Here is a 24,324-nt window from a genome sequence, read left to right as displayed (position 1 = left end):
TGGCGAGGTAATACAGTCTCCATGAAAATTTCTGCAATGATCATTGCGGCGCTGCTGTCCTCGCTGCTTCTGGTGCCCGCCTGCTTTGCGCAGGCGGCCGCCGATGAAGAGCAGCAGGCGCGTCTGGCGGAGATCAAACAGCGTATTGAATCCCTGCAGCAGGAGCTGAATCAGGTCAAGAGTGATCGCGACCAGTTGCTCAAAGACCTGGAATCCAACGAAAAGGACATCTCGGAACTACTGCAGCGGATCGACAAGATCAAATCCGACATGCAGAGCCGCGGTGAAAAACTGCAGGAATTGAAACGGGAAGAAAAACAGCTGGAAGAGTCCCGGCGAAGTATGCAGCGGCGGGTCGAGCAGGAAGTCGCCGCCGCTTACCGACTCGGTCGACAGGAGCAGATCAAGCTGCTCCTCAACCAGCAAGACCCCCAGCATATCGCCCGCCAACTCCGCTACCACGACTACTTCCTCCAGCAACGCAGCCGCGTCATCGGCGATTACGTCACCACCCTCGATCAACTCTCCACCGTCAGCACTGGCATCCAGCGCGAACAGGACACCCTCGCCAGCGAGCGCAACCAACTTGAAGAAAAGCGCCGCGACCTGGTCAGCGCCCAGCAGAGCCGCCAGCGCACTCTGGACAAACTCGCCAGGCAGCTCGCCAGCAAAAGCGGTGAACTGGACCAGTTGCACAGTGACCGCAGCCGCCTGCAGCGCCTGGTGGACGAAGTGGGCCGCGCCATCGCCAGCCTGATCAACCCCAGCGACGATACCCCCTTCGCCAAACAACGCGGGCGCATGCAGTGGCCCACCAGCGGCCGCCGCGCCAACGCGTTCGGTCAGCGCCGCGCCAACGGCATTACCTGGACCGGGGTAACACTGCGCGCCAACGAAGGCTCGCCGGTTCAGGCCATCCATCGCGGGCGCGTAGTGTTCGCAGATTATCTGCGTGGTCAGGGCATGTTGATCATCCTCGACCACGGCGACGGCTACATGAGCCTGTACGGCCACAATCAATCGCTCAACCGCGCCATCGGAGAATGGGTGGAGCGCGGCGACACCATTGCCAAAGTGGGCAACACCGGCGGCATCAGCCAGCCGGGGCTTTATTTCGAAATCCGCCGCCACGGCAAACCGCAGGATCCTACCGTGTGGTGCCGAGGCTAGATCGCACACTGACCTGAACGCCTGGGGCAGGCTCGCCGCTGCCCTAACACACTTCCCCTTGCACTTTCATTCCCCGCCCGCGCACGCCAGTTAACTTCCCCGCCAACTTCAAACCCCACGGGAGTCCCGGGTCTACAATTCTTCTTGGAAAGTAACGATAAATGCCAAGGACGTGCAGATTATGTTCACCCCCAAAATGCTGGCCCGCCTGATCGGTGCGGCAGCTCTCACCGCACTGCCACTCATGGGTCTCAGCCAGGGCGAGCAGGACAGTAGTACCGAGCGCGCCGCGCTGGAAGCCCAATCCCGCCTGCCACTGGAAGACCTGCGAAGCTTCGCCAAAGTGTTCGAGCAGATTCGTCAGGGCTACGTCAATGAAGTAGACGACAGCACCCTGCTGGAATACGCCATCAAGGGCATGCTGCAGGGACTGGATCCGCACTCCGCCTACCTGGACAGCCGCTCGTTTGATGACTTGCAGGCCAATACCACGGGGGAGTTTGCCGGCCTTGGCATTGAAGTCGGCATCGAGGACGACTACATCACCATCATCACGCCCATGGACGATACGCCCGCCGAGCGCGCCGGATTGCGCGCCGGCGATGTGATCCTGCGCCTGTCCGGCAAATCCATGCGCGGCGTGAGCCTCGATGATGCGGTAGAGAAAATGCGCGGTCCGGTGGGCTCTTCGGTCACTCTGACTATCGGTCGCAAGGGCCACAAGGAACCTTTCGACGTCACCGTCAAGCGCGACAAAGTCCGCGTGTACAGCGTGCGCGGTGAAATGCTCGAAGAGGGCTACGGCTACCTGCGCATCAGCCAGTTCCAGATGGATACCGGTGGCGATCTGGTACGCGCGATGAAAAAGCTGAAAAAAGAAGGCGAGATCAAAGGCCTGGTAGTTGATCTGCGCAACAACCCCGGCGGCGTGCTGCAGTCTTCCGTGGAAGTGGTGGACGCATTTCTCGAAGAGGGCCTGGTGGTCTACACCGAGGGCCGCAATGACTCCTCCAATCTGCGTTATGCCGCCAGCTCCGGCGATATTACCGACGGCGCGCCACTGGTGGTACTGATCAACGACGGCTCCGCCTCCGCGGCAGAAATTGTGGCCGGCGCCCTGCAGGACCATCGCCGCGCGGTGGTAATGGGCACCGACAGTTTCGGGAAAGGCTCTGTACAGACGGTCATTCCAATCAACGAAGACCGCGCAATCAAGCTCACCACCGCGCTCTACTTTACCCCCAAGGGGCGCTCCATCCAGGCTCAAGGTATCAAGCCAGATATCACCGTTGAACGGGTGAAGGTAACCCGTATGGACGGCCGCGGGCGCACTACAGAAGCGGACCTGGCCGGGCACCTGGGCAATGGTAACGGTGGCGAAGAAAGTGGCTCCGAAGACCGCAAGCGGGCCAAGGCAGACCAGGACGATTGGTTCAGCCGGGACAACCAGGTATTTGAAGCACTGAATGTGCTCAAGGGCCTGAACCTGTATGTCCGTCGCACCCCCACCAAAAACGAAGGAAGCAGTACGTCCAAAGCGAAGGACCAGGTCGCGCAGATTCGCGCCGAAGATCTGTAACTTCCACCGATTGCAGGAAGTAGCACCCGATTATTGGCTAGGCTTTTAATTGGGTGCGGTTATCCGCTGCTGAAACGGCAGCGGACAACCCGTTGAATGTGGTAACTGAAGTGGTAGCGAGGTAGTCATGCAGCAGTATCGCCGTGGCGAAAATGGAAAACCCTTACCCCCTCGCGCAGACCGCTTTTACAAGCTTGATGACGACTGGTATTTCACCGTGCGTGGTGGCAAGACCTTCGGCCCTTTCGCCTGCCGCGAAGAAGCGGAAAAGGCAGTAGAAAACTTCCTCAACCCCCTCAAAAGATATTCCGGCAACGTGCGGCCATTCGGTAGCCTGCGCGCACGGCGCTGGCGCAATGCGCATAAATTCTGAATAGAAGGGGAAAAGAAAACGCCGGGGAGGGAGCCCGGCGCTATAAAAATAGAGGCACTGCCAGCCAGGAAGCAACACTACCTAAAGTCATAAAACCACCGCCAAAAGTGGCTTTATAAATTTATAAACCCGGACTCGACAAATCCGTTTGTCGAACCGCTCACTTCACTTCCGTTGAAGTGCCGGGGTAGGTAGTGCTACCGTCAATGCAAAGGAGCATTTCAAGCTGCTCCTATAGTTAAGTCCAGTTTAAGCGGATACCCTGATGCTATCCGCTCCTTCAGCTTGTATTGGATGCGCCGAAAAAATCGAAATTTCACTAGAGTGGCATCATTAACCACAAACGCCCTGGAAATCAGAGGGCACACTTGATCCAGCGTGGTCAACCACTGTAACCCGCTGCCCACACCAATCCTTTGGCGTTTCGTTATTCCTAAAATCCCGTGCGCCCCTGATTTCCAAGGCGAGTGTTCATTACACAAGCATATGAATTTTCGCGCCAATACTATTTGCGCATGATTCGCGTTCTATATGCGACTTTGGCGATAGGGAATTGCGGCCGTATACGGCACAGGACTCAGGTATTTTCAATGACCGTGCTTTCCCGCACTTCGGAAGGAGAGATACCAAAACGCCGCTTGAATGCGCGATTGAACCAGGCGAGGTTGCTGAACCCCGCACGGTAAGCCAGCGTGGAGATGTAGTTTCTGGAGTTGGCCGGGCTTGCCAGGTTCTTGTAGACCCAGTCAAGACGAATTGCGTTGAGATAGTCGGTGAAGGTGAGATTGAATTCGCTAAAAATTTTGCGAAGGTACTGCGGAGAAATATTGAAATGCCGGGCTACCACATCCGCGCTCAGTTCCGCATCAAACATTCGCAACTTGATATAATTACGCATCGCCTGATACCTGACTTGCCTGACACCCCGGTTTCCCGCTATGACCTCACTCTCTTCATCAAACCCGAGAACCAGCGCAGCGAGATCCATTATCTGGAGCTCTGCCAAGGTCGCGACAGGGCCCGCCAAAATCTCACCGGTATGGTAAAGATTCTCCAGATACCCCAAAAGTAAGCGGTAAGCATTGCTGTCGGCAGCCTGGAATGTTTTTCCGATAACTCTGTCTGGTGCCGACAACCGGCTTTGCAGAAAGCTCTGTGGCAAGCCAATACTGGTAACGAAATGCTTTCCCTGATTCTGGCTGACGAATGGGTCCTCAAGCGGCAGAAGGTACAACTGCCCTGGGGCGCACATCCTCTCTTGCCTGGTGCCGGAAGAAATTTCCATCATCCCCTGTCGCGGGATGACCAGCATCATGGAGTCATCCCCGTCGGCGATATGAGACCGGGTTCGGGATGCCTTGTGATTGATCAGAAGGGAGTCACTCACGACAATTTGCGAGAGCCCGCGTACCGTGACATCGACATCCAGCCGACCCGAGCTGACATCAACGTCCAACCCGCACAGCGGCGCATAGGTTTCGGCCAGCGCGGTGCGCCGATTGGCCTCAGGGTAATCTCGCGAATTGAATCGTAAATAGTTCATATAGAGACAGACTCGCTGCGGAACCTACATTTATAGCACTGTTTTTTATTTTTATTAAAGCCTCGCCGGTTATTGAGGCGGAAGCTCCTGCTCATGGAAGCCACCTGTGACCCGGTTCTTCTCCAGGGTTCTACGCAGATCACGGACCATTTCACGTGTCACTGGTGTATCTCTTCCGCCAAGCTTCTCCCGGATAAAGGTAATCACCGCGGCGATCTGCCCATCGCCAGCGATATCATTGAAACTGGTCATCGGCATATAGTCACGATTTGGTTCTAGATAATCCGGAGACAGACCACGCAATACAACCGCGATGGTGTTGTAGGGTTCCGAGTGGGCAATGATGCCGTTGCCGAGCAGGGCCGGAGCAATATCCTTTCGGCCCTCGCCATCCTGGCCGTGGCAGGCGCCGCAGGTTTCCGCAAACAGTCTGTATTCCTCGCGCTGCTTGTCCGCAGCGGTAAATCCGGAGGGTGCAAGCCGCTTGCGCGCCGGGTCGCGCACATTGCCTACATCGCCTTCCAGCAAATAGGTCGCCATCGCCGACAGGTCTTCACGGGACATATGTCGGGTGCTGTTTTTCACCACGTCGGCCATTCCCGCAAACGCGGTGCCCTTGGCGGAGTCACCGGTTTTCAGGAAATCCACAATATCTTTTTCCGTCCAGCCGTTTTCATACAGTTCATTGGCGGTAATATCCGGCGCATTCCAGTAGTCGATGACATTGCCCTGCATAGGTGCGTCACTTTTCATGGCCTGGGCAAGATTGCGCGGGGTGTGGCACTCGGCGCAGTGACCAAGCCCCAGGGTAAGATATTTTCCGCGCTTCCATTTTTCCGACTTGTCACCGGGATAGCTCAGCGGATCGCGATCAAAAAAGGCCAGGTTCCAGGCACCGAGTCCCATGCGGATATTACTCGGAAACATCATGGTATCCGGTGTATTTTCCCGGTTCACCGGCGGCAGCGACTGGAGAAATTGCCACAGTGCCTGAGTGTCTTCGTCGGTCACATATTGATAAGACGTATAGGGCATGGCCGGGTACAGATTGCCGTGCTTGCCCTTGCCGTCGCGCACCGCGCGGGCAAATTCGTCGTAGGTGTAACGGCCGATCCCTTTATCTCTGTGCGGCGAAATATTGGTGGAATACACATTGCCAAACGGTGTCGGGAACGGCAGTCCGCCACCAAACAGCTCGCCGTTTTCTGCGGTATGGCAGGCGACGCAGTCACCGGCGTAGGCGAGATACTCACCGCGCTTGATGGTTGCCCCGTTCAGTGTGGCGAGATGTTTACTGCTTTGCAGTTGCTTGCGTTTGATGAAGGCGGCCAGCGCGAGAATCTGTTCGCGATTCAGCTGGTCGCCAAACGCCGGCATGGGGGAATCCAGGCCATTGCGCACAGTGTTCTCAATATCTTCCAGGCTACCGCCGTGTACCCAGACCGCGTCAGTCAGGTCGGAGGCGCCAACCTGCTGATTGCCCTTGGCATCGTCCCCGTGACAAACACTGCAGTTGTAGGAAAACAGTTCTTCCCCGCTTATCAGCGACACCGGCGAAACCGAGAGTTGCCGTTCCGGCTGCAGGCTCGCCACATAAGCCGAGACATTTTCAATCTGCTGGTCGGTCAGTACATCTCGCCAGCCGACCATCACCCCGTGACGCCCGTGTTCAATGGCGTGAAGAATGGACTGGTCGCTGCCGCCATAGAGGGATTCGTCGTCGGTCAGATTCGGGAAGTGTTTCTGCCCCTGGGCATCATCGCCGTGACAGGCCGCGCAATGGGTTTTAAACAGGGTGGCGCCGTAGCCGATTACTTCATCGCTCTGCGCCAGCTGCTCGAGATTTGCGGCACCGCTACCAGTGCTCTCACCTGCACCCGCACTTTGGATCGCCTCGGTCAGGCTGCCATCGGCGAAGAACTGGAGTTCATCCTGGGATTTCCAGCCCATTAGCCCACCCCAGTTGCCCATCCCCGGGTACAGCAGGAAGAATATCGCTACTGCAACAAAGCCAATGGCATAGGCAAGCAATAAAATCCGCGGAATTTTTGCATCGTTCTCGCCCACACCATCAAAGGTGTAAAGCTCACGATCCTTGTCCGCATCCTTGTTGATTCGCCAATAGCTGCCCACCACGTAAATCATTACCGCGAAAAAGGCGAGAACGACAAGAATTACCCAGCTGCTCCAGAAAGTCGTCAACATGGCGGCTACTCACCCAGACTCTGCAGGTAGGCGATCAAGGCCTGCGCGTAGGTTTTGTTGCGCACTTCAAGGCGCGCGCGATCGATTTCGGCGTCGGTGTAGGGCACTCCAAGGCTGCGCAGCACTTCCATTTTCCGCCCAATGCGTTCACCGCTGAGGCGCTTTTCAAACAACCAGGGGTAGGCGGGCATGATCGAGGTTGGCACTACCGCGCGCGGGTCGCGCAGGTGCGCCTCGTGCCATTGATAGGAATACTTGCGACCGAGATTCGCCAGATCCGGACCCGTGCGCTTGGAGCCCCACAGGTTGGGATACTCGTAGATATCGTCTTCGGCCGTTGTGAAGCGACCGTAGCGGGCGACTTCCGCAGCCAGTGGGCGCACCATTTGCGAGTGGCAGTTGGCACAGCCTTCACTGATATAGATATCCCGCCCCGCCAGCTGCAACGCGGTAAACGGTTTTGCAGTGGAGTTTTTTACCAGTTCGCTCTTGGTAAACAGGTTCGGCAGCACCCACGCGAGTAAAGACAAGCTCGCCACGGCAATAACCGACAGGATGAGTATCCAGACCGACTGGGTAAATTCTTTAGTCAGCATAGGCCACCTCCCGCGCCGGCTCGCGGGCGTCCCAGCTCTGGGTCAGCGTGCGGTAGAAGTTGTATAGCATGATCAGAACCCCGGCGACAAAAAAGGCTCCGCCGATAAACCGCATCAGGAACCAGGGGCCTACAAAGTTCATGGACTCCACAAAGCTGTAGGCCAGTGAACCGTCGGCGTTCTGCTTCAACCACATATAACCCTGTCCAATACCGCCGATCCACAGCGCCACCGCATAAAGTGTGATGCCGATATGGGAAAACCAGAAGTGCCACTTCATCAACCGGCGCGACCACATTTCCGTATAGCCCCACAGGCGCGGTATAAAGTAATAGAACACCGCAAACCCGGACATGGCCACCCAACCCAGAGCTGCGGAATGCACATGGCCAACAATCCATTCGGTATTGTGCGCCACCATATTGAACCAGCGGATACTGAGCAGCGGGCCCTCTAGTGTTGCCAGGGCGTAATAGATCACCGCAGACAGGAAGAACAGCATCACGAAATCGTGTTTCAGCTTTTCCTTGTTGGAGAGCAGGGTCATCAGATTGTTGAAGGCCCCCGCCCAAGAAGGGAGCCACAGTAACAGCGACATGATAATGCCGAGATTCTGCACCCAGTCGTCCACCGAGGAATAAATCAGATGGTGGGTGCCCGCCCAGGTGTAAAAGCCCACTAGCCCCCAGAAGTTCACCACCGACAGCCGATAAGAATAAATAGGGCGTTCCGTCGCCTTGGAGATGAAGTAGTAATTCATCCCGATAATCCCCGCGGTCAGCAAAAAGCCCACCGCATTGTGCCCCCACCACCACTGCACGATGGCATCCTGGGTGCCCGAATAGATCGAGTAGGATTTCCACAGGCTCACCGGATATTCGAGATTATTGACGATAAAAATCATCGCAATCACGATAATGAAGGCGCCGAAAAACCAGTTGGATACAAAGATATGTTTGACGGTGCGCTTGCCCACAGTGCCGAAAAACAACACCGCATACATCACCCACACCACTGCTATCAGAATATCGATGGGCCATTCCAGCTCCGCGTATTCTTTTGAGGTGGTAAAGCCCAGGGGCAGGGTGATGACCGCCAGCATCAGAACCAGCTGCCAGCCCCAGTACACCATCCACGCCAGGGTATTGTTGAACAGTGGCGTGCGGCCGGTGCGCTGTACGATATACAGCGATGTGCCCATCAGGATATTCACGGTAAACCCGAAGATCACCCCGGAGGTATGCAGCGGGCGCAGGCGGCCAAACTGGAAATATTCCGAATCAAAATTCAGTGCTGGCCAGTACAGCTGTGCCGCCAGCATCAACCCCACCAGCATTCCCACCAGCGCCCATGCCAGCGCGGTGACGATAAAGTACTTCACCACCCGGATGTTGTAGTCCGCTTCCATGCGTGTGTTCCTGTGTCGCGGGATCCGTTATTCGCTGGCGCGGCTTGCCGCCTTCCCGGAGACTTGGGAGAAAAAGTAGCTGACGTCCTGCATATCCTGTTCGGTGAGCTTGTCCGCCTGCTCGTACATCACCAGGGCCAGCCCGCCCTGCCGCTGACGGCGTTTATAGGCCTTGAGGGTGGCGACCATATATTCCAGTTTTTGCCCCTGCAGATTCGGGTAAATACCAATACTGGAAACCCCCGCTTCTCCGTGACAGGTCATACACACGGCGGCTTTCTTTTTTCCCAGCTCGAACTGATCGTCCGCCCAGGCAAAGGCCGGCAGCAGGCACAGCAGCAGCGTCGCAATACGCTTTGGCATGTTTGGATTACTCGCTTTCAGGACTTTTGCGATTGGCATCTGAGCCGCACATACCAGGTGCGCGGCAAATAGCACCCCGTAACAGCGTAGTCGAATATTCGTGGCAGATCGTTTTACAAAAATCGCGAATAACGAGAAGAAATATGCGGGTAGCGGAAATGAAGCGGGGCGCTAACCCCGCGGTTAGCGCCCCGTTTGAAGTGACCGGATCCGAATCGCCTACAGACGCATTTCGATGCCGGCGTTGTGCATAAACTGTTTGGCCTCACCCACGGTGTATTCACCAAAGTGGAAGATGCTGGCCGCCAGTACCGCATCTGCGCCGCCGTCCAGCACACCATCGGCCAGGTGTTGCAGGTTACCCACACCACCGGAGGCAATCACTGGTACCGAGACCGCATCGGAAATGGCGCGGGTCAGGGCCAGGTCAAAACCATTTTTGGTGCCGTCGCGATCCATGCTGGTGAGCAGGATTTCGCCGGCGCCAAAGCTGTCCATTTTCTTCGCCCATTCCACCGCGTCGATGCCGGTGGGCTTGCGGCCGCCGTGGGTGAAGATTTCCCACTTGCCTTCCGCCACCTGCTTGGCATCGATGGCAACAACGATGCACTGGCTGCCGAAGCGGTCGGCAGCTTCGCGCACGAAGTCCGGGTTGAACACCGCCGCGGAGTTGATCGCGGTTTTATCAGCGCCTGCATTCAGCAGGTTGCGGATGTCCTGTAATTCGCGCACACCACCACCGACTGTGAGTGGAATGAACACCTGTGAGGCCATCTTTTCCACGGTGTGCAATGTAGTATCGCGGCCTTCGTGGGTAGCGGTGATATCGAGGAAGGTGACTTCGTCAGCACCCGCCTCGTTGTAGCGACGGGCGATTTCCACCGGGTCACCGGCATCGCGGATATCGACAAAGTTGACGCCCTTGACCACGCGGCCGGCGTCGACGTCGAGACAGGGGATAATGCGTTTTGCGAGGCCCATTGATTCGTTCCGCTTACCTGTTTTAATTACTTGGTCCAGTTGTCGCACAGTTCCTGCGCGGCGCGCAGGTCGAGCTTGTCTTCATAGATGGCGCGACCGGTGATGGCACCGAAGATTTCGGTTTTGTCGTCGCCGGCGGCGAGCAGCTTTTCGATATCTTCGATGCAGCTGACACCGCCGGAGGCGATGATGGGGATCTGTACGGCGCGGGCGAGGTCCATGGTGGATTCGAGGTTCACGCCCTGCATCATGCCGTCGCGGGCGATGTCGGTGTAGACGATGGCGCTGACGCCGCAGTCCTGGAATTCTTTGGCGAGCTCGGTGGCCTGCACATCGGAGACTTCGGCCCAGCCTTCGGTGGCGACAAGTCCGTCTTTGGCATCCAGGCCGACAATGATGTGGCCTTCGAATTCTTTACAGGCCTCGCGGACCAGTTTGGGGTTCTTTACCGCGGCGGTGCCGATGATGGTCCAGCTGACACCGGCGTCCAGATACCATTCGATGGTTTTCAGGTCGCGGATGCCGCCGCCGATCTGGATGGGGAATTGCGGGAATTGGCGAGCGATGGCATTGACGGCGTCGCCGTTGACCGGGTTGCCGGCGAAGGCGCCGTTCAGGTCGACAATGTGCAGGCGCTTGGCGCCCTGGCTGAGCCAGTGTTCGGCGGTGGCTACCGGGTCGTCAGAAAAGACGGTAGCGTCTTCCATTTCACCCTGGCGCAGGCGCACGCACTCGCCGTCTTTCAGATCAATGGCTGGGATTACGATCATTTTGGTTAACTTCCTGTTTCGGGGTCCCGGTTATCTTCAGGCCCGGTGGCAGCAGGGCACCCTGCCTTCATATCTTTTTATTTAGTTCGTCAGCTGACTTTCTTAGGCAGCACCGTTCCAGCCGACAAAATTCTTCAGTAACCGCATACCCGCATCCGCACTTTTTTCCGGGTGAAACTGGGTAGCGAAGATATTGTTGTGGGTCACCGCGGCGGCAAACGGTACGCCGTAGTCGGTCTCACCGGCCACCGCATCGTTGTTTTCCGCGGGCACATAGTAGCTGTGCACAAAATAGAAGCGGCTGCCGCTTTCGACACCTTCCCACATCGGGTGGTCGATCTTCTGCTGCACGCGGTTCCAGCCCATATGCGGGACCTTCAACCTTGCGCCGCGGGCGCCAGCCGCTCCTTCATCATGCAAATCCGTGCCGAAGAATTTGACCGGCTGCGGGAAGATACCCAGGCAGTCGACGCCGCCGTTCTCTTCGCTGTTCGCCATCATGATCTGCATCCCCACGCAGATGCCGAGTACCGGCATGCCGGATTCGATGCACTGGTTCAGCAGCGGCACAAAGCCGGGGCGAATGAAGCCTTCCATACAGTCGCGGATGGCGCCGACACCGGGCACGATCAACCGATCGGCACCCTGAGCCTGCTCCGGCGTAGTGGCGAGTACCACTTCGTCTTCCGGCGACACTTTCTTGAGGGCACTGGCGACGGAGTGGAGGTTACCCATGCCGTAGTCGAGAACGACGATCTTCTGCATCACCGACTCCTTACAGCACACCTTTGGTGGAAGGCATGGCGCCCTCCATACGGGGGTCCGGCGTCAACGCCATGCGTAGCGCGCGGCCGAAGGCCTTGAACACCGTCTCGATCTGATGGTGGGCGTTGAAGCCGCGGATGCAGTCGATGTGCAGGGTCACCAGGGCGTGGTTGACGAAGCCCTGGAAGAATTCGTAGAACAGTTCGGTATCGAAATTGCCGATGCGCTTCTGGGTAAAAGGCACGTTCATGGTGAGACCGGGGCGGCCAGAGAAGTCGATGACCACCCGGGACAGGGCCTCATCCAGGGGTACGTAACTGTGACCGTAGCGGGTCATGCCTTTTTTGTCGCCAATGGCCTGGTTGATGGCCTTGCCGATGGTGATGCCGATGTCTTCCACGGTGTGGTGGTCGTCAATATGCACGTCGCCGTCGCAGGTGATGTCCAGGTCAATCATGCCGTGACGGGCGATCTGGTCCATCATGTGCTCGAGGAAGGGGACGCCGGTATTGAATTTTCCGGTGCCTTTGCCGTCGAGGTTGAGGCTGACCTGGATCTTGGTCTCCAGGGTATCGCGGTTGACGCTGGCGGTGCGCATGAGGTCTACATCCTTGGTTGCGAGGTGGGGCCAGCTGTGGATTGCCAGCCCTTGCGACAGAAGGCGCGAATTATACGCCCAAAAGGAGCGGAATTTGGCCGATAGTCTCAGATGAAACTTGATTCATTGCGGAGATCAAATATCATACGCCCCATGAATCTGTCTTCCCGCCACAAGACCCCTGTCTGGGTCAGCTTTGTACTGCTGTTCGCGCTGATGCTCGCGCAGCCGGTGCTGGCGGAGCATATTCACATCGACGACAAGGCCCACGAGCTGTGCGACCTGTCCCACAACCACACACCCGCGCCCGCGGGCAGTGAATTCACCTTCGTATCCGATGACTTGGCACCGCTGTATATCCAACAGCAGGCCCCGGTGGCCCTCGACTGCCAACCGGAGCGCCAGTCCGCTCGCGGCCCGCCCGCCTACCTGTCACTCAGCTAATCGTTCTCGCCACCCCAGGCTCACAACAGCCGGGCTAGCGGCTTATATAACGCTAATGTTTTCGGGCGCCGGCCTTTTGGGGGGCCGCTGCCTGTAATTGACAGGAATAACCACAATGTACCGAGTTAACACTCTGGCGCTGGCCGTTGCCTGCGCGCTGTCTTCTGCTGTTTCCGCACAAACCGCCGACAAGAAAGAATCCATCGAAGAGGTGAATGTCACCGTCTCTCCGCTCGCCAAACCCGCCGACGCGGTAGCGGCACCGGTGTCCGTGCTGAGCGGAGATGCGCTGCGCGAAGCCGCCTCTGCCACCCTGGGGCAGACCCTCAACAGCCAGCTGGGCGTAGCCAACGCCTCCTTCGGCGGCGGCGTGGGCCTGCCGGTGATCCGCGGCCAGGGCGCCAACCGGGTGAAGGTACTGAACGACAACCTGGACGTGGCTGACGCCTCCAACACCAGCTCGGATCACGCCATTAGCGTGGAGCCCCTGCTGGCCAACAGCATCGAAGTGCTGCGCGGCCCCGCCGCCTTGCGCTACGGCTCCGGCGCCATCGGCGGTGTAGTGAACGTGCTGGACGGCCGCATCCCCACTGAAGTGCCCGAGGAACTGGAAGGCGCGGTAGAAATGCGCCACGACACCGCCAACAGTCAGGACGCCGGTGTTTTTCGCCTTTCCGGCGGTGCCGGCAACCTGGCCTGGTACCTGGACGGTATGTACCGCGAAAATGACGATACCCAGATCCCCGGCCTCGCCATCCTCGAACACGGCGACCATGAAGAGCACGATCATGAAGAGCATGAGGAAGAGGAGCATCACGAAGACGAGGAGTTCAACACCGACGGCTTCGTGGGCAATACCAACGCCCGCGCCAAGAGCGCCAGCGCCGGTCTGTCCTGGGTCACCGACTCCGGTTTTGTCGGCTTCTCGGTGAACCGCCTGGAGAACAACTACGGCATCCCTCTCGGCACCCACGAGCATCACCACGACGATGAGCACGAGGAAGACGAGCACCACGAGGACGAGGATCACGCCCTCGAGGAAGAGCACGAAGAAGAGCATGAGGAGCACGGCGAAGACCGCGTACGCATCGCCCTGGCGCAGACCCGCTACGACATGAAGGGCGAACACCGCTTCAACAGCGAATACTGGGACAAACTCAGCTTCCGCCTGGGCCACAACGACTACGAACACGTAGAGCTGGAATCCCACGGCGACCACTACGACGAAGGCACCCGCTTTACCAATAAAGCCTGGGAAAGCCGCGTGGAGCTGACCCACGACGCCGGCGGTGAGTGGCGCGGTGCCTACGGCCTGCAGGTCTCCCGCAAGGATTTCGCTGCCATCGGTGACGAAGCCTTCGTTCGCCCATCGGTCACCGACAGCATCGGCGCCTTCACCATGAAGGAGCGCGAATGGGGCGACTGGCACCTGGACCTGGGTGCACGCCTGGAAAATGTCGCCATCGACCCGCAATACGGCAGTGACAAAGACTTCAACCTGGTGGGCCTGTCTGGCGCCCTGCAGTACTTCCTCGCCGAGCACCAGCACCTCAATGCCAGCCTCACCAGCGCCGAGCGCGCACCGGTGTCCGAAGAGTTGTTCGCCGACGGCGCTCACTTGGCGGAATCCCGCTACCTGCTAGGCGACGAAGACCTGGAAAAAGAAAATTCCATCAACCTGGAGCTGGGTTATCACCACCACAACCAGGACGCCAGCGGCTGGCACGCGGCTCGCATTGAAGCCAACGTCTTCTACAACCACATTGCCGACTACATCTACGCCGCCAACACCGGTGAATTCGATGAGGACAGCGAGTTTGCCATTTACGGATATACCAATCGCGACGCGGTGTTCTACGGTGCCGAAGTCTCTGCGCGTTTCCCCTTCACCGGCGGCCACTATGTGGAATTGTTCGGTGACAGCGTGCGCGCCAGTTTTACCGGCGACCTCGCACTGCATCACGATGAGCATGACGAGCACGAAGAGGAACACGAGGCCGACCACGATCATGAGCACGAGGAAGTAACGGATTACCGCCGCTCGGTGCCGCGCATGCCACCGCTGCGCGTCGGCCTCGCATTTGGCGGCGACTACAGCCAGTGGAACTGGGAACTGCGCACCACCAAGGCCGCCGCACAGGAGCGCGCCGGCTCCTTCGAGGAAGAAACCGAAGGCTACACACGCATGGACCTGAGCGCTCGCTACAACCTGAACCTGGGCGGCACCGATGCCGTCGTCTTCGCCAGCGCCCGCAATCTGCTGGATGAGGAAATCCGCAACTCCACCTCCTTGCTGCGCGACTTTGCCCCTGAAGCCGGGCGCAGTGTGGAAGCGGGCATTCGATTCCACTTCTAACCAATATCGCATACCGATGATGAGGCGGCGGCCCTCGCCGCTTCATTCTCCGGATCCATTCCCCGCCGGCGCCCCAGATATGGGGCGCCGCCTTTTCACGCAGCGACAAAAAATTTTATTTCGTACCGAGTGCTCTCCAATTGTCCTGTACTGTGTCGGCCACAGCCTGAGTGCGCGCAGGGCACGATATAGAACACTGAGTATTCTCACGTTGCGTAACCTCGCCGGAAGCCGTACGCCGGTGAGGTTTCATTTCTGACCGTCACCTGCTTCAATAGTCTGCAACTGAGATCCCCGGCGCAAAGTGCCTGGGCCCCCATCTTTGCCAGTATCAGCTAAGGAAACGTCTGTATGGCCTGGATCAAACGTGGTCTTATTACCCTCGTTGTTCTCTTCGTACTTTTTGCCGGCATCATCGCCTGGTTCCTCTCCGGTCTCGATGCCAATCAATACAAGCCCAGAATCGTGCAGCTGGCTGCGGATCAGGGTATTTCCCTCACCCTCGACGGCGATATTGGCTGGCAGATCTGGCCGAACATTGCTCTCAAGCTCGAAGGGGTAAAACTCGCGCCATTGGCACTGCCCAACGAATCCCTGCTGGAAGCCGACAAGGTTGCCGTCGGCGTCGCACTCATGCCGCTGCTAAACAAGCGTATTGAAGCCAAAGAAGTTGTACTGCTGGGGCCACAGGTCGCCCTCAGCGTGGACAAAAACGGCAAGGGCAACTGGGAACTGATTACCGACGCCATGGAGGCGAAGGCCGAGCAGGATGCAAAAACCCAGCGGGAAACGCCGCCCACACTGGAAGTGCCAAAAGAAGAAACAGCATCCAGTGGCGGTCTGGAAATTGCGCTGGAAAAGCTGCGTCTGGAAGACGGCGTACTGAAGTACACCGACCACCAGGCCGGTACCGAGTACAGCATCAACCAGCTGCAGATCAACGCCGACAACCTGGTGCCCGGCGGCAAACCCGGCGATGTGCGCGTACAGGCAGAGCTGGCCAGCAGTGACTTCCCTGCGCCGCTCGACCTGGATATCCACAGCACCCTGTCTATCGACGAAGGCCTGAATGGCCTGCGCTTGCAGCCGGCCAATATCAAGCTCACCAGCGCCGACGGTGCGGAGGCCGAGATCAACCTGCGCGGCAACGTGCGCCGCGCCAAAGCCGACGCCCCCTGGCAGATTCAGCTCAACCTGAACGTGGATGTAGCGCCGATTTCCGGCTGGCTCGCCGCCGTGGGCAGCGACTACAAACCCCAGAGCAGCAGCGCACTGAAAACACTGCGCATCGAATCCGACATCAGCGGCACCGACAAACAGATGACCCTGGAGCCGCTGGAACTCACACTGGATGGCAACAAATTCACCGGCGGCGCTAGCTTCCAGGCGGCAAGTAACGCCAAAGCAGTGCCCAGCGTTGCCCTCAGCCTGAAAGGCGGCGACCTGAACGTGGACGACTACCTGCCACCTCCGGCCGCTGGCCCACAAGAAGATGAACTGAGCGCAGATGTGGCCGCCGCGCAACCGGTGGAACTGCCACTGGAGTCGATGCGCGGCTTCAATGCCAAATTGGACCTGACCCTGGAAAAATTGCACGCGCTGGATTTCCAGATCGACAAACCCGAGCTGGCGATTGACGTCAATAACGGCCTCTACCAACTGAACAAACTGGCCGCCGGCCTCTACGGCGGCACCCTGAACAGTACCGGTGTGTTCAACGCCCGCGGCAATTCGGCGCGCGGCGAACTCAGCGGCGGCCTTACCGGAGTGGAAATCTCCAAAGTGCAGGAAGCCCTGTTTGCCAGCGACGAACCGGAAGCCGCCGATAAAAAGAAAGTCACCCTGTCCGGCAAAACCGACCTCACCTGGGTCGGCCAGACCAGCGGCGCCGACACCCTGGCACTGCAGAAGAACCTGCGCGCCGCGGTACAACTAAACTCCAAAGAACTGGCACTGGCGCCGTTCAACCTTGAAAAAGGCATGTGCCAACTGGTGAGCTACGCGGAGAAAACCGCAATGCCAGAAAAAGAATGGCCGGCACAGACCCGCTTGCAGGATCTGCGCACCAGTATCAATCTGGATGGCGACGTGGCCAAGGTGGAAGGCATCAACGCCGGTATCGAAAATATCGCACTGACCGGCGATGGCACGGTCAATCTCGAACAGCAGGAATTCGACTTCGCCCTGGGACTCGCACTGGTCGGCGAGAAAACCTCCGGCGACGGCTGCTCCGTACAGAACTCGCGCTGGCGCAACCGCCCGCTGCCTCTGCGCTGCAACGCCAGGTTTGATGAAGCCGGAGCTACCACCTGCAAACCCGACAGCCGCCGCATCGACGACCTGATTCGCGACGAACTGAAATACCAGGCGGAGAAGAAATACGGCGACAAGGTAGAAGAAAAGACCGAGGACCTGAAAGACAAGCTGAAAGACAAGTTCAAAGGCATCTTCAATCGCGGCGACTAATCGCCCTACCTCTCCCCCGTTTATCCCGGTAGCATGGGCACCCTTCGCGGTGCCCATTTTTGTTTATTCATGGCCAAAACCACCATCAAACCCAAGACCCCAGCCCGGTTCCAGCAGACTCTGATCAAGTGGTTCGACCAGCACGGCCGCCACGACCTGCCCTGGCAGCAGGACATCAACCCCTACCGGGTATGGGTATCGGAAATCATGCTGCAGCAGACCCAAGTCACGGCTGTTATTCCTTACTATCAGCGGTTTATGGAATCTTTTCCCACCGTTGAGGCACTCGCTGCCGCCAGCCAGGACCGGGTTCTCGCCCACTGGAGCGGTCTCGGGTACTACGCTCGTGCGCGCAATCTGCACAAGTGCGCGCAGACCGTGGTCGATGAGCACAGCGGGAAATTCCCCAGGGATGTCGAGGCGCTGTCCGCACTGCCCGGTATCGGTCGCTCCACCGCCGGCGCTATCGCCAGTATCAGCATGGGCCTAAAAGCGGCGATTCTGGACGGCAACGTAAAACGGGTGCTGGCCCGCATTCACGCGGTGGCAGGCTGGCCCGGGCAGACTGCGGTGGCAAAAGAGATGTGGGAGATCGCCGAGCGCTACACGCCAGCAGAGCGCACCGGTGACCACACCCAGGCGATGATGGACCTGGGCGCCACCCTGTGCACCCGAAGCAAACCGGCCTGCGAACGCTGCCCATTTGAAAACCACTGCATCGCTCGCGCCCAGGGCAACCCCACCGACTATCCCGGCAAAAAACCGAAGAAAGAAAAACCCGAGCGTCAAACCACCCTGTTGCTGATCGAACACGACGGCGAGCTGTATCTTGAACAACGCCCCGCCAGCGGTATCTGGGGCGGGCTGTGGATTCCGCCACAGCTGGAAGGTGACGACGGAGGCGAGGACAGCGCCCAGGAGTGGTTGGCAGCGCAAGATCTTCACGCCAGTGAAATCCAATCCCTGCCCCTCATGCGCCACACCTTCAGCCACTTCCACCTGGACATCCACCCGGTGTGGATAACTCTGCCTGCGAAACCCACACGGGTGGCGGAAGGAGCCAGCGGCTGGTATAAACTGCGCCAGCTTGACCGCCCCCGATCCGGCCAGGATCTGGGACTGCCCGCGCCCATCGCCAAGCTGGTCAAACAGCTGGTGGCGCACCGGGCTCCACTATTGGCACCCTGTTAGGAGAAACCATGTCCCGCACCGTCTTCTGCCGCAAATACCAGGAAGAACTGGAAGGCCTCCCCAACCCGCCATTTCCAGGGCCAAAAGGACAGGACATCTTCGAAAACGTCTCTGCCAAAGCCTGGCAGGAATGGATGGCCCACCAAACCATGCTGATCAACGAAAAGCACCTCAACATGATGGAGCCTTCTTCCCGCGCCTATTTAGCGGAGCAGATGAGTAAATTCTTCAGCGGCGAAGACTATGATGACGCCGAAGGCTTCGTTCCCGAGAAAGATGGCGACAAGTAAGCAACCGCTCACAAACCGTAAAAACTATTTATCAATCAAGGGGTTGACTCCCCTTGAGAGAGCAGGTTTAATACGCGCCTCGCTGCCGGGGACAACCCCGAAACAGCCACGCCCAGATAGCTCAGTCGGTAGAGCAGGGGATTGAAAATCCCCGTGTCGGTGGTTCGATTCCGCCTCTGGGCACCATCTACAAACCCGCGTCAGCACTCGCTTTCGCGGGTTTTTTAATGCCTGCTGAAAATTCACGGCTGGCGTCAAAAACGCCCAAAGTGTCAACGGAGTGTCAACGCAGTTTTCGCCCGCCGATATCGGCCTGTTACCGGCCTCGGTGGTGAACTGGCTTTTCTCTGGCTTTCCGATCCCTTCAAAGAGTGAAAGCCCGAATCCCTGAAGCCCCCGCACAGCCTGTGGGCTGCACGTAACTGGCCATTTCATTGACCAAAAAGGCGCCTAAAATCGGCAGGCGTGGGGAGGAGTGAAAAATCTCCCGCGTGAGCGTTCAAAAAATAACCGAGAGTTTTGAAAGGAGTTTCAGAAATGCGGATTTTTAAAGGTTTTCTGGTAATTGGACTGTTCGCCGGCCTGTTAGCTGGCTGCGGGGAAGCAGAGAAGCAAAGTGTAGGCGGCAGGCTGGAGGTAACACCGCTAGAAGACTTAAGCCCAGGGGGAGAAATCAAAGTCATCAAGCTGACTAAGGATCAGGGGCAAGTGACGATATATGCCGGCGAAACTCAGGAAAACTTCTGCATGATCAACCTGCAGGAGGGACATTTCCGCGCGGGTGTAAGTATGGAGTCCCGACAGCGCGCTGGAGGCGCGTTCGATGTAACGTGCCACTGGGACGGTGGTGTCTATGTCCGATCCAACAAACATGAAACGTGGGCAAAGCTGAAATTCTCAAACGACGATTCAAGCATGCGGTTACATCTGGTAAGCCCTGTCGATGAATCCTATTTTGATCTCAATGCCGACAAGCTGAGGCTGGGCGACTACCTTACCGAAAAAAGTTAACCCCCATCCACTATCGGCGCCAGCTCTGAATCCAGCGAGTCGGCGTCGCCCTTATGTCCTGAGAAATCCCCAGTCTGATCTGGCTCTTTTGTTTTTAGTGGCGATCCGTTGTCGGTGTATTCGTGGGTGTGACTCGATGCCGTATCAGCGATGGCGCTGGTGACTTTGATCAGATCGTCGAGGATACGCAGCACATTGCTGGACTCGTTACCCAGCCACACAGTGCCGCCATCTTTCACCACCACCCGCTGTTTCAGATCCGCGAAGCGCTCGGCCACCGCCTGGCACTGCTCGCTGATATTGTTGTCGCTGTCGATGCGGTATAAGTTCGCCGCATCCTTGGCGATCAGCGCATCCTGCGCACCCAGCACAGGCAATTTTGCCCCGCGGGCGAATACAGAGCGGATAAAAGGACGATGTGGCATCCCCATCACAAAGCCGAGCTCTACCAGCGCACCAGGTTGTGGGAATGCAAGAAAGCCGCGCTCGCCTCCAGCACCATGTAGCGGCAACGGCACCTTTTCCATTAGCGGCATTTTCTCGTCAGGATTACCGGCGGCATCGAGCAACTGCACATCCACACAGTACCCAGGATCTTTATCGGTACTCTCGGCAGCCCTATCAATCGCTACAGGCTCGTGGATCACTTGGCCCCACTGCGGCAAGTGCAGCCCTCCAGTCAGCTCCGGATACAGCCGCTTCACTATTCGCTTGATGACTTTTTCCAACATTGCGAACTACCTCTCCGCCCATGGATTCGATGACCAGCTGATATTCATCTGCGTTCCCGTGAGCTCCACATCCGTCAGCACATTACCGTTGTATAGAGCACCCGGGCGCAGCGCCGGCAATGCCGGCAAAGTCGCGCCGTTGTGACTGGTCAGCTGACGTTCCCAACTGCGGTCGATATCCACCCGCTTGCTCGACCAAGGGGAGTCATCCCAGCTACCGACAAAAATCTTCCCATCTACCTGCTGCTGCCAAAGCGGTTTGGATATACCGAATACACCTGCGATTGAATCCATTGCGTGGTATCCATTGCCGGTATTGTAAAAGGCCGCTGCCTTAGTAGTCGTATATGAAGGGTTTCCACCGGGTATGGAGAACTCAAGGCCTGTCAGTTCGGAAACCTCATCCAGAGTCTGCTGCAGATCCACATCGCGCAACGCCAGAGGCAACCGGTAGAACAACGCAGCGCCCAGCTCCCGGCAGAAGATTCTCTGCTGCTTTTTATCGACAGTCGTGCAGGCCTCAACAAAACCCACGAACCAAGGATTCAACGCATCGGCTTTATAGCCGCAACTGAACACCACCAGACCCTTAATGGCTTCCGTTGCCTGCAATGTGAAAAGTGCTCGGCCCGGCGTAAACAAGCCGAGCCGCAGATTACTTTCCACTATCTCAAATCGCTTTCCAGCGGCGGTGATTTTTTTATGCAGCTTCACTGATTACGCCATGGCTGTTTCCACACCCTGCACCACCTTTTCAAAGCCGGTTAGGCTTTGCGAGTACTGCAGAGGGGAGGTTTCAACTTCGGAATCAGTCTGCCGCTGCTCCGTCTTCTCGGCGACACTCAGGTACTCCAGCAGAGTAAAACTCACCCGCCATGCCTTCATGCCGATAACCTCGCGCTGCTCGATGCGCCCGTTGAATATTACCTGGCGGACGTTAGCTGCATTCGCTGACCGATCTGTGATGTCATAAACGACCAAATCTCCGTTATCATCGGTTGATTCAGCCATACGATAAAATTCTGTTAATTCAGAATTCTCAGAGTACTTTACAACAAAAGATACATTTATTGACTTCGGCTTAATCCCCTTATGAGCACTACTTGTACTACTGGTTTCGCCCCCAAGGGATTCACTATCAAATTCAGTCGTTATCACGACAGACATCTCTGTACTAGGAATTGATGCTCCACTTAGTAACATGTTGCACCTATAAAGATTTAACTACGGAACGCTTTACCCACCCAGCACCGTTAAAAATCAACTCAGCCACATAGTCAGCGAACACTCCGGCCGCAGATATACTCACTCGCTCGGTAGTGTCGTCAAAAATCTTAATCGTCGGATTAACTGATGAGGTGGCGATAGCGACATGAATTATTGCCAATGTCCCGGTAAGGACATTTTCTCTGTCTAGCTCAATATTGTATGTATATGCACCGCTACCTGCGGTAGCAGAAACCTTTAGAGCAATTTCGCCTTCATAGTTGTAAACCCGCGTTGATCCCCCCGCTGAAATAACATCTTCACGGTATCTGTCTTTTGTAACCCTCTGAATAGAGACCCGGTCGCGGGAGGTTGTGCCTGTAATCAGATACTTATGCGAAGTTATGGATGACTCTTCTGTCGAATGCTCTCCGATCTCTATGTTCTGTGAATCATTAATTTCAACCCACGTATCCAAGCCCGAGGCAAACACCATCCCATCTGCTGATATTGCGTTGCAACTGTCAATATATAGGCCTCTATCAAGAGTTCCACCCTGGCCAAAACTTACAGTCGAAATTGTGGTGGTGAAAGCATTTTTCATTTTAATGCCGTTTTTCAATGTCCCTAAACTGATGCAACGAATGGTCACCCCGGAAATAGAGTTTCGTCTCGTCGTGTCAAGCTCAATACCAGCCCATTCTGACACGCCAAAATAGGATGAATCGCTATAAAGCTGAACGCCTTCTATATTGAAATCTCGTCGATTGCCAAGCTCAATACCGCGCTCAACACTATTGATATGAAGCGCTGGCCCCATAGCACCACCTGGGCGATCATCCGCAGGGCGGCCATAGATACCTTTCCATACGCCAACAAGCTCAGTTGTTGCAACCCAAAAATTCTCTACCTTCTCGCCGAGATAGATACCGTATTTGCAACCTACTACCTGCAGGTTATTTATATCTACTGCGATACATCCTGTTACGGCATTTAAATAAATACCGCGCGTATCGGATTGCGGCACGGGGTCAGAGTCCGGGTCGAATCCACCCCTGATCTCCCCCGTGATGCTGCCTCGCACGCAGTCGCCAATATGAATATATGAAGAATAACCCCCGTCGGTACCTGACAACCTCTTTATCAAAACCCCTTCTATTTCAAACTGGTATGCCTTGCTGAATCCTGCATCGTCTTCCGCAAATTTTATGGCGCTGTTTCCGATAGGCCCGCTTGCGGATATGCGAGGGTTCTTAATTCTGGATTTCAGAAAGCTCAAGGAAGGTGCTTGTACATCAATAGCTGGAGTTCCAGCTGATGTGTCATGGATAATTTCACATCCGTTAACAAACTCTATTTGTGCATTCGCACTACATGTCGCGCCACTGGACGTGAAGCTTTTATCAATGACAATTTTCCGAACGCCAGCCTGGTCAAATAGGGCTTGATGCTTACTGGTCTCGTCGCCAACACCTGTAATCCCAAATTGACTGGCGCGCGCAATACCGTCTTGGAATAACGCACGAACCTGAAGACCGTTTCCCAAATAAAAAATAGATCCGCCATCAGGTGAACCGAAGCCAGAGCCAACAACCCCTTCACCCCCGCCACCATTTCCCGGCGACATATAACCCAACCACCTGACGGGCTGACCTTCACGCAGTGAGCTGTCGGACAGCATGCTAGCGATATCAGGGTATGTCTTCGGCAGCCAACGGTTATTTGCCACCTTCTTTGGCGTGAGAATTGTTTGATCGTCATCAGCATCAAATGACTGTGAATCCGTGGCGATTTTCGCCATACCGAATTGAAGCTCTGTTGCCTGATCAAAAGACAGCTGCCAAGTACTTGCATCAACAGTGATATTGGTTATCGACTGCGCATCGGTATAAGTCACCAGAAAATTCCTGGTAATACTATTCCCTACATCAACTCCATCGGTGGCGTATTTTGTAACTGGCTCAATATATCGAACCGCAATCAGCGTATCGTCATCTGCGAGAATGCCAACCCAATTAAAGGTGTAGTCACCCTCGCCGGTCCCCAGATATAGGCTATAGACAACCTTGTCCGAGTTCACGTAGCCAGACTTGGTGACGGAAAGCTCGGCTACACGATCAGCAATATCCGGCAGCGCTTCATCTGGATCGGCTGGGGAATTCGGGTCTAACCCGGCGATGTTGGCCAACAGGAAGCGGTCAATGGTTAGCACTTCACCCGCGCCCGCTTTCTGGGCAAACAGGTCACGGCCTGCGTTGGTTAAAATTCCAGTGCTCAT

At 56.7% G+C, this 24,324-nt stretch carries 22 protein-coding genes and 1 tRNA gene; 10 read left to right on the top strand and 13 right to left on the bottom strand.

The features are described from left to right. Positions 1-21: 21 nt before the first annotated feature. The 3 genes from Q1A74_RS07845 (at position 22) to Q1A74_RS07835 (ending at position 3,122) form a co-directional block, all read left to right on the top strand. Positions 22-1,170, top strand: coding sequence for a peptidoglycan DD-metalloendopeptidase family protein (locus Q1A74_RS07845; RefSeq protein ID WP_299594391.1), 1,149 nt, complete (start codon positions 22-24; stop codon positions 1,168-1,170). 181 nt (positions 1,171-1,351) lie between these two features. Further along, positions 1,352-2,749, top strand: a complete 1,398-nt coding sequence (locus Q1A74_RS07840; RefSeq protein ID WP_299594389.1) for a S41 family peptidase — start codon at positions 1,352-1,354, stop codon at positions 2,747-2,749. 127 nt (positions 2,750-2,876) lie between these two features. Then, positions 2,877-3,122: a DUF6316 family protein gene (locus tag Q1A74_RS07835; RefSeq protein ID WP_299594386.1), complete on the top strand. Its 246-nt coding sequence runs from the start codon at positions 2,877-2,879 to the stop codon at positions 3,120-3,122. A gap of 577 nt (positions 3,123-3,699) precedes the next feature. On the opposite strand, the gene Q1A74_RS07830 is transcribed toward Q1A74_RS07835, so the two are convergent. From Q1A74_RS07830 to hisB, 9 genes are all read right to left on the bottom strand, one after another. Then, entirely contained in the window at positions 3,700-4,665 is a 966-nt protein-coding gene (locus Q1A74_RS07830; RefSeq protein ID WP_299594384.1) for an AraC family transcriptional regulator, read from the bottom strand. 69 nt (positions 4,666-4,734) lie between these two features. Continuing rightward, complete coding sequence (locus tag Q1A74_RS07825) at positions 4,735-6,870, bottom strand: c-type cytochrome (protein ID WP_299594382.1); 2,136 nt, start codon at positions 6,868-6,870, stop codon at positions 4,735-4,737. 5 nt (positions 6,871-6,875) lie between these two features. Beyond that, positions 6,876-7,466 (bottom strand): cytochrome-c oxidase, cbb3-type subunit II, encoded by a 591-nt coding sequence (gene ccoO / locus Q1A74_RS07820; RefSeq protein WP_299594380.1) that lies wholly within the window; start codon positions 7,464-7,466, stop codon positions 6,876-6,878. Further along, entirely contained in the window at positions 7,456-8,874 is a 1,419-nt protein-coding gene (gene ccoN / locus Q1A74_RS07815) for a cytochrome-c oxidase, cbb3-type subunit I (RefSeq protein ID WP_299594378.1), read from the bottom strand. The genes ccoO and ccoN overlap by 11 nt, the downstream gene beginning before the upstream one ends. A 27-nt stretch (positions 8,875-8,901) precedes the next feature. Further along, positions 8,902-9,237 carry a c-type cytochrome gene (locus Q1A74_RS07810; RefSeq protein ID WP_299594376.1) on the bottom strand — a complete coding sequence of 112 codons (336 nt, stop codon included), beginning with the start codon at positions 9,235-9,237 and terminating at the stop codon, positions 8,902-8,904. Between the two features lie 219 nt (positions 9,238-9,456). Continuing rightward, a complete protein-coding gene (gene hisF / locus Q1A74_RS07805; protein ID WP_299594374.1) occupies positions 9,457-10,218 on the bottom strand; it encodes an imidazole glycerol phosphate synthase subunit HisF in 762 nt (253 codons plus the stop codon). A gap of 26 nt (positions 10,219-10,244) precedes the next feature. After that, positions 10,245-10,988 carry a 1-(5-phosphoribosyl)-5-[(5-phosphoribosylamino)methylideneamino]imidazole-4-carboxamide isomerase gene (gene hisA, locus Q1A74_RS07800; protein WP_299594372.1) on the bottom strand — a complete coding sequence of 248 codons (744 nt, stop codon included), beginning with the start codon at positions 10,986-10,988 and terminating at the stop codon, positions 10,245-10,247. A 102-nt stretch (positions 10,989-11,090) separates the two neighbouring features. Continuing rightward, positions 11,091-11,753 (bottom strand): imidazole glycerol phosphate synthase subunit HisH, encoded by a 663-nt coding sequence (gene hisH / locus Q1A74_RS07795; protein ID WP_299594370.1) that lies wholly within the window; start codon positions 11,751-11,753, stop codon positions 11,091-11,093. Between the two features lie 10 nt (positions 11,754-11,763). Beyond that, a complete protein-coding gene (hisB, locus tag Q1A74_RS07790) occupies positions 11,764-12,351 on the bottom strand; it encodes an imidazoleglycerol-phosphate dehydratase HisB (RefSeq protein ID WP_299594368.1) in 588 nt (195 codons plus the stop codon). A gap of 153 nt (positions 12,352-12,504) precedes the next feature. Between hisB and Q1A74_RS07785 the strand changes: the two genes are divergently transcribed. The 7 genes from Q1A74_RS07785 (at position 12,505) to Q1A74_RS07755 (ending at position 20,109) form a co-directional block, all read left to right on the top strand. Next, a complete protein-coding gene (locus Q1A74_RS07785) occupies positions 12,505-12,795 on the top strand; it encodes a hypothetical protein (RefSeq protein WP_299594365.1) in 291 nt (96 codons plus the stop codon). Between the two features lie 115 nt (positions 12,796-12,910). After that, positions 12,911-15,151, top strand: a complete 2,241-nt coding sequence (locus tag Q1A74_RS07780) for a TonB-dependent receptor (protein ID WP_299594363.1) — start codon at positions 12,911-12,913, stop codon at positions 15,149-15,151. Positions 15,152-15,502: 351 nt separating this feature from the next. Then, the gene (locus tag Q1A74_RS07775; protein WP_299594361.1) at positions 15,503-17,617 is read left to right on the top strand and encodes an AsmA family protein; all 2,115 of its coding nucleotides are present in this window, start codon (positions 15,503-15,505) and stop codon (positions 17,615-17,617) included. Positions 17,618-17,686: 69 nt separating this feature from the next. Then, a complete protein-coding gene (gene mutY / locus Q1A74_RS07770) occupies positions 17,687-18,808 on the top strand; it encodes an A/G-specific adenine glycosylase (RefSeq protein ID WP_299594359.1) in 1,122 nt (373 codons plus the stop codon). Between the two features lie 8 nt (positions 18,809-18,816). Further along, positions 18,817-19,098, top strand: a complete 282-nt coding sequence (locus tag Q1A74_RS07765; protein WP_299594357.1) for an oxidative damage protection protein — start codon at positions 18,817-18,819, stop codon at positions 19,096-19,098. Between the two features lie 110 nt (positions 19,099-19,208). Further along, positions 19,209-19,284 (top strand) — tRNA-Phe (locus Q1A74_RS07760). A gap of 351 nt (positions 19,285-19,635) precedes the next feature. Beyond that, positions 19,636-20,109: a hypothetical protein gene (locus Q1A74_RS07755; protein ID WP_299594355.1), complete on the top strand. Its 474-nt coding sequence runs from the start codon at positions 19,636-19,638 to the stop codon at positions 20,107-20,109. On the opposite strand, the gene Q1A74_RS07750 is transcribed toward Q1A74_RS07755, so the two are convergent. The 4 genes from Q1A74_RS07750 to Q1A74_RS07735 form a co-directional block, all read right to left on the bottom strand. Further along, entirely contained in the window at positions 20,106-20,840 is a 735-nt protein-coding gene (locus tag Q1A74_RS07750) for a hypothetical protein (RefSeq protein ID WP_299594353.1), read from the bottom strand. The two genes, Q1A74_RS07755 and Q1A74_RS07750, sit on opposite strands and share 4 nt — an antisense overlap. A 6-nt stretch (positions 20,841-20,846) precedes the next feature. Further along, positions 20,847-21,554, bottom strand: coding sequence for a hypothetical protein (locus tag Q1A74_RS07745; protein ID WP_299594351.1), 708 nt, complete (start codon positions 21,552-21,554; stop codon positions 20,847-20,849). Between the two features lie 3 nt (positions 21,555-21,557). Then, positions 21,558-21,851, bottom strand: coding sequence for a hypothetical protein (locus Q1A74_RS07740; RefSeq protein WP_299594349.1), 294 nt, complete (start codon positions 21,849-21,851; stop codon positions 21,558-21,560). 199 nt (positions 21,852-22,050) lie between these two features. Further along, entirely contained in the window at positions 22,051-24,324 is a 2,274-nt protein-coding gene (locus tag Q1A74_RS07735; RefSeq protein WP_299594348.1) for a phage tail protein, read from the bottom strand.

The organism is uncultured Microbulbifer sp. (assembly GCF_947504145.1).
Lineage (GTDB): Bacteria > Pseudomonadota > Gammaproteobacteria > Pseudomonadales > Cellvibrionaceae > Microbulbifer.
This window is presented reverse-complemented; position numbering and strand designations above follow the sequence as displayed.

Excerpts from the sequence above, each read along its gene's own strand:
- Q1A74_RS07755 (WP_299594355.1), top strand. The coding sequence starts at position 19,636 with ATGCGGATTTTTAAAGGTTTTCTGGTAATTGGACTGTTCGCCGGCCTG.
- Q1A74_RS07775 (WP_299594361.1), top strand. The coding sequence starts at position 15,503 with ATGGCCTGGATCAAACGTGGTCTTATTACCCTCGTTGTTCTCTTCGTA.
- ccoN (WP_299594378.1), bottom strand. The coding sequence starts at position 8,874 with ATGGAAGCGGACTACAACATCCGGGTGGTGAAGTACTTTATCGTCACC.
- Q1A74_RS07780 (WP_299594363.1), top strand. The coding sequence starts at position 12,911 with ATGTACCGAGTTAACACTCTGGCGCTGGCCGTTGCCTGCGCGCTGTCT.
- ccoO (WP_299594380.1), bottom strand. The coding sequence starts at position 7,466 with ATGCTGACTAAAGAATTTACCCAGTCGGTCTGGATACTCATCCTGTCG.
- Q1A74_RS07835 (WP_299594386.1), top strand. The coding sequence starts at position 2,877 with ATGCAGCAGTATCGCCGTGGCGAAAATGGAAAACCCTTACCCCCTCGC.
- hisF (WP_299594374.1), bottom strand. The coding sequence starts at position 10,218 with ATGGGCCTCGCAAAACGCATTATCCCCTGTCTCGACGTCGACGCCGGC.
- hisH (WP_299594370.1), bottom strand. The coding sequence starts at position 11,753 with ATGCAGAAGATCGTCGTTCTCGACTACGGCATGGGTAACCTCCACTCC.
- Q1A74_RS07810 (WP_299594376.1), bottom strand. The coding sequence starts at position 9,237 with ATGCCAAAGCGTATTGCGACGCTGCTGCTGTGCCTGCTGCCGGCCTTT.
- Q1A74_RS07785 (WP_299594365.1), top strand. The coding sequence starts at position 12,505 with ATGAATCTGTCTTCCCGCCACAAGACCCCTGTCTGGGTCAGCTTTGTA.
- hisA (WP_299594372.1), bottom strand. The coding sequence starts at position 10,988 with ATGATCGTAATCCCAGCCATTGATCTGAAAGACGGCGAGTGCGTGCGC.
- Q1A74_RS07750 (WP_299594353.1), bottom strand. The coding sequence starts at position 20,840 with ATGTTGGAAAAAGTCATCAAGCGAATAGTGAAGCGGCTGTATCCGGAG.
- Q1A74_RS07840 (WP_299594389.1), top strand. The coding sequence starts at position 1,352 with ATGTTCACCCCCAAAATGCTGGCCCGCCTGATCGGTGCGGCAGCTCTC.
- Q1A74_RS07740 (WP_299594349.1), bottom strand. The coding sequence starts at position 21,851 with ATGGCTGAATCAACCGATGATAACGGAGATTTGGTCGTTTATGACATC.
- Q1A74_RS07825 (WP_299594382.1), bottom strand. The coding sequence starts at position 6,870 with ATGTTGACGACTTTCTGGAGCAGCTGGGTAATTCTTGTCGTTCTCGCC.
- mutY (WP_299594359.1), top strand. The coding sequence starts at position 17,687 with ATGGCCAAAACCACCATCAAACCCAAGACCCCAGCCCGGTTCCAGCAG.
- Q1A74_RS07765 (WP_299594357.1), top strand. The coding sequence starts at position 18,817 with ATGTCCCGCACCGTCTTCTGCCGCAAATACCAGGAAGAACTGGAAGGC.
- Q1A74_RS07845 (WP_299594391.1), top strand. The coding sequence starts at position 22 with ATGAAAATTTCTGCAATGATCATTGCGGCGCTGCTGTCCTCGCTGCTT.
- hisB (WP_299594368.1), bottom strand. The coding sequence starts at position 12,351 with ATGCGCACCGCCAGCGTCAACCGCGATACCCTGGAGACCAAGATCCAG.
- Q1A74_RS07735 (WP_299594348.1), bottom strand. The coding sequence starts at position 24,324 with ATGAGCACTGGAATTTTAACCAACGCAGGCCGTGACCTGTTTGCCCAG.
- Q1A74_RS07830 (WP_299594384.1), bottom strand. The coding sequence starts at position 4,665 with ATGAACTATTTACGATTCAATTCGCGAGATTACCCTGAGGCCAATCGG.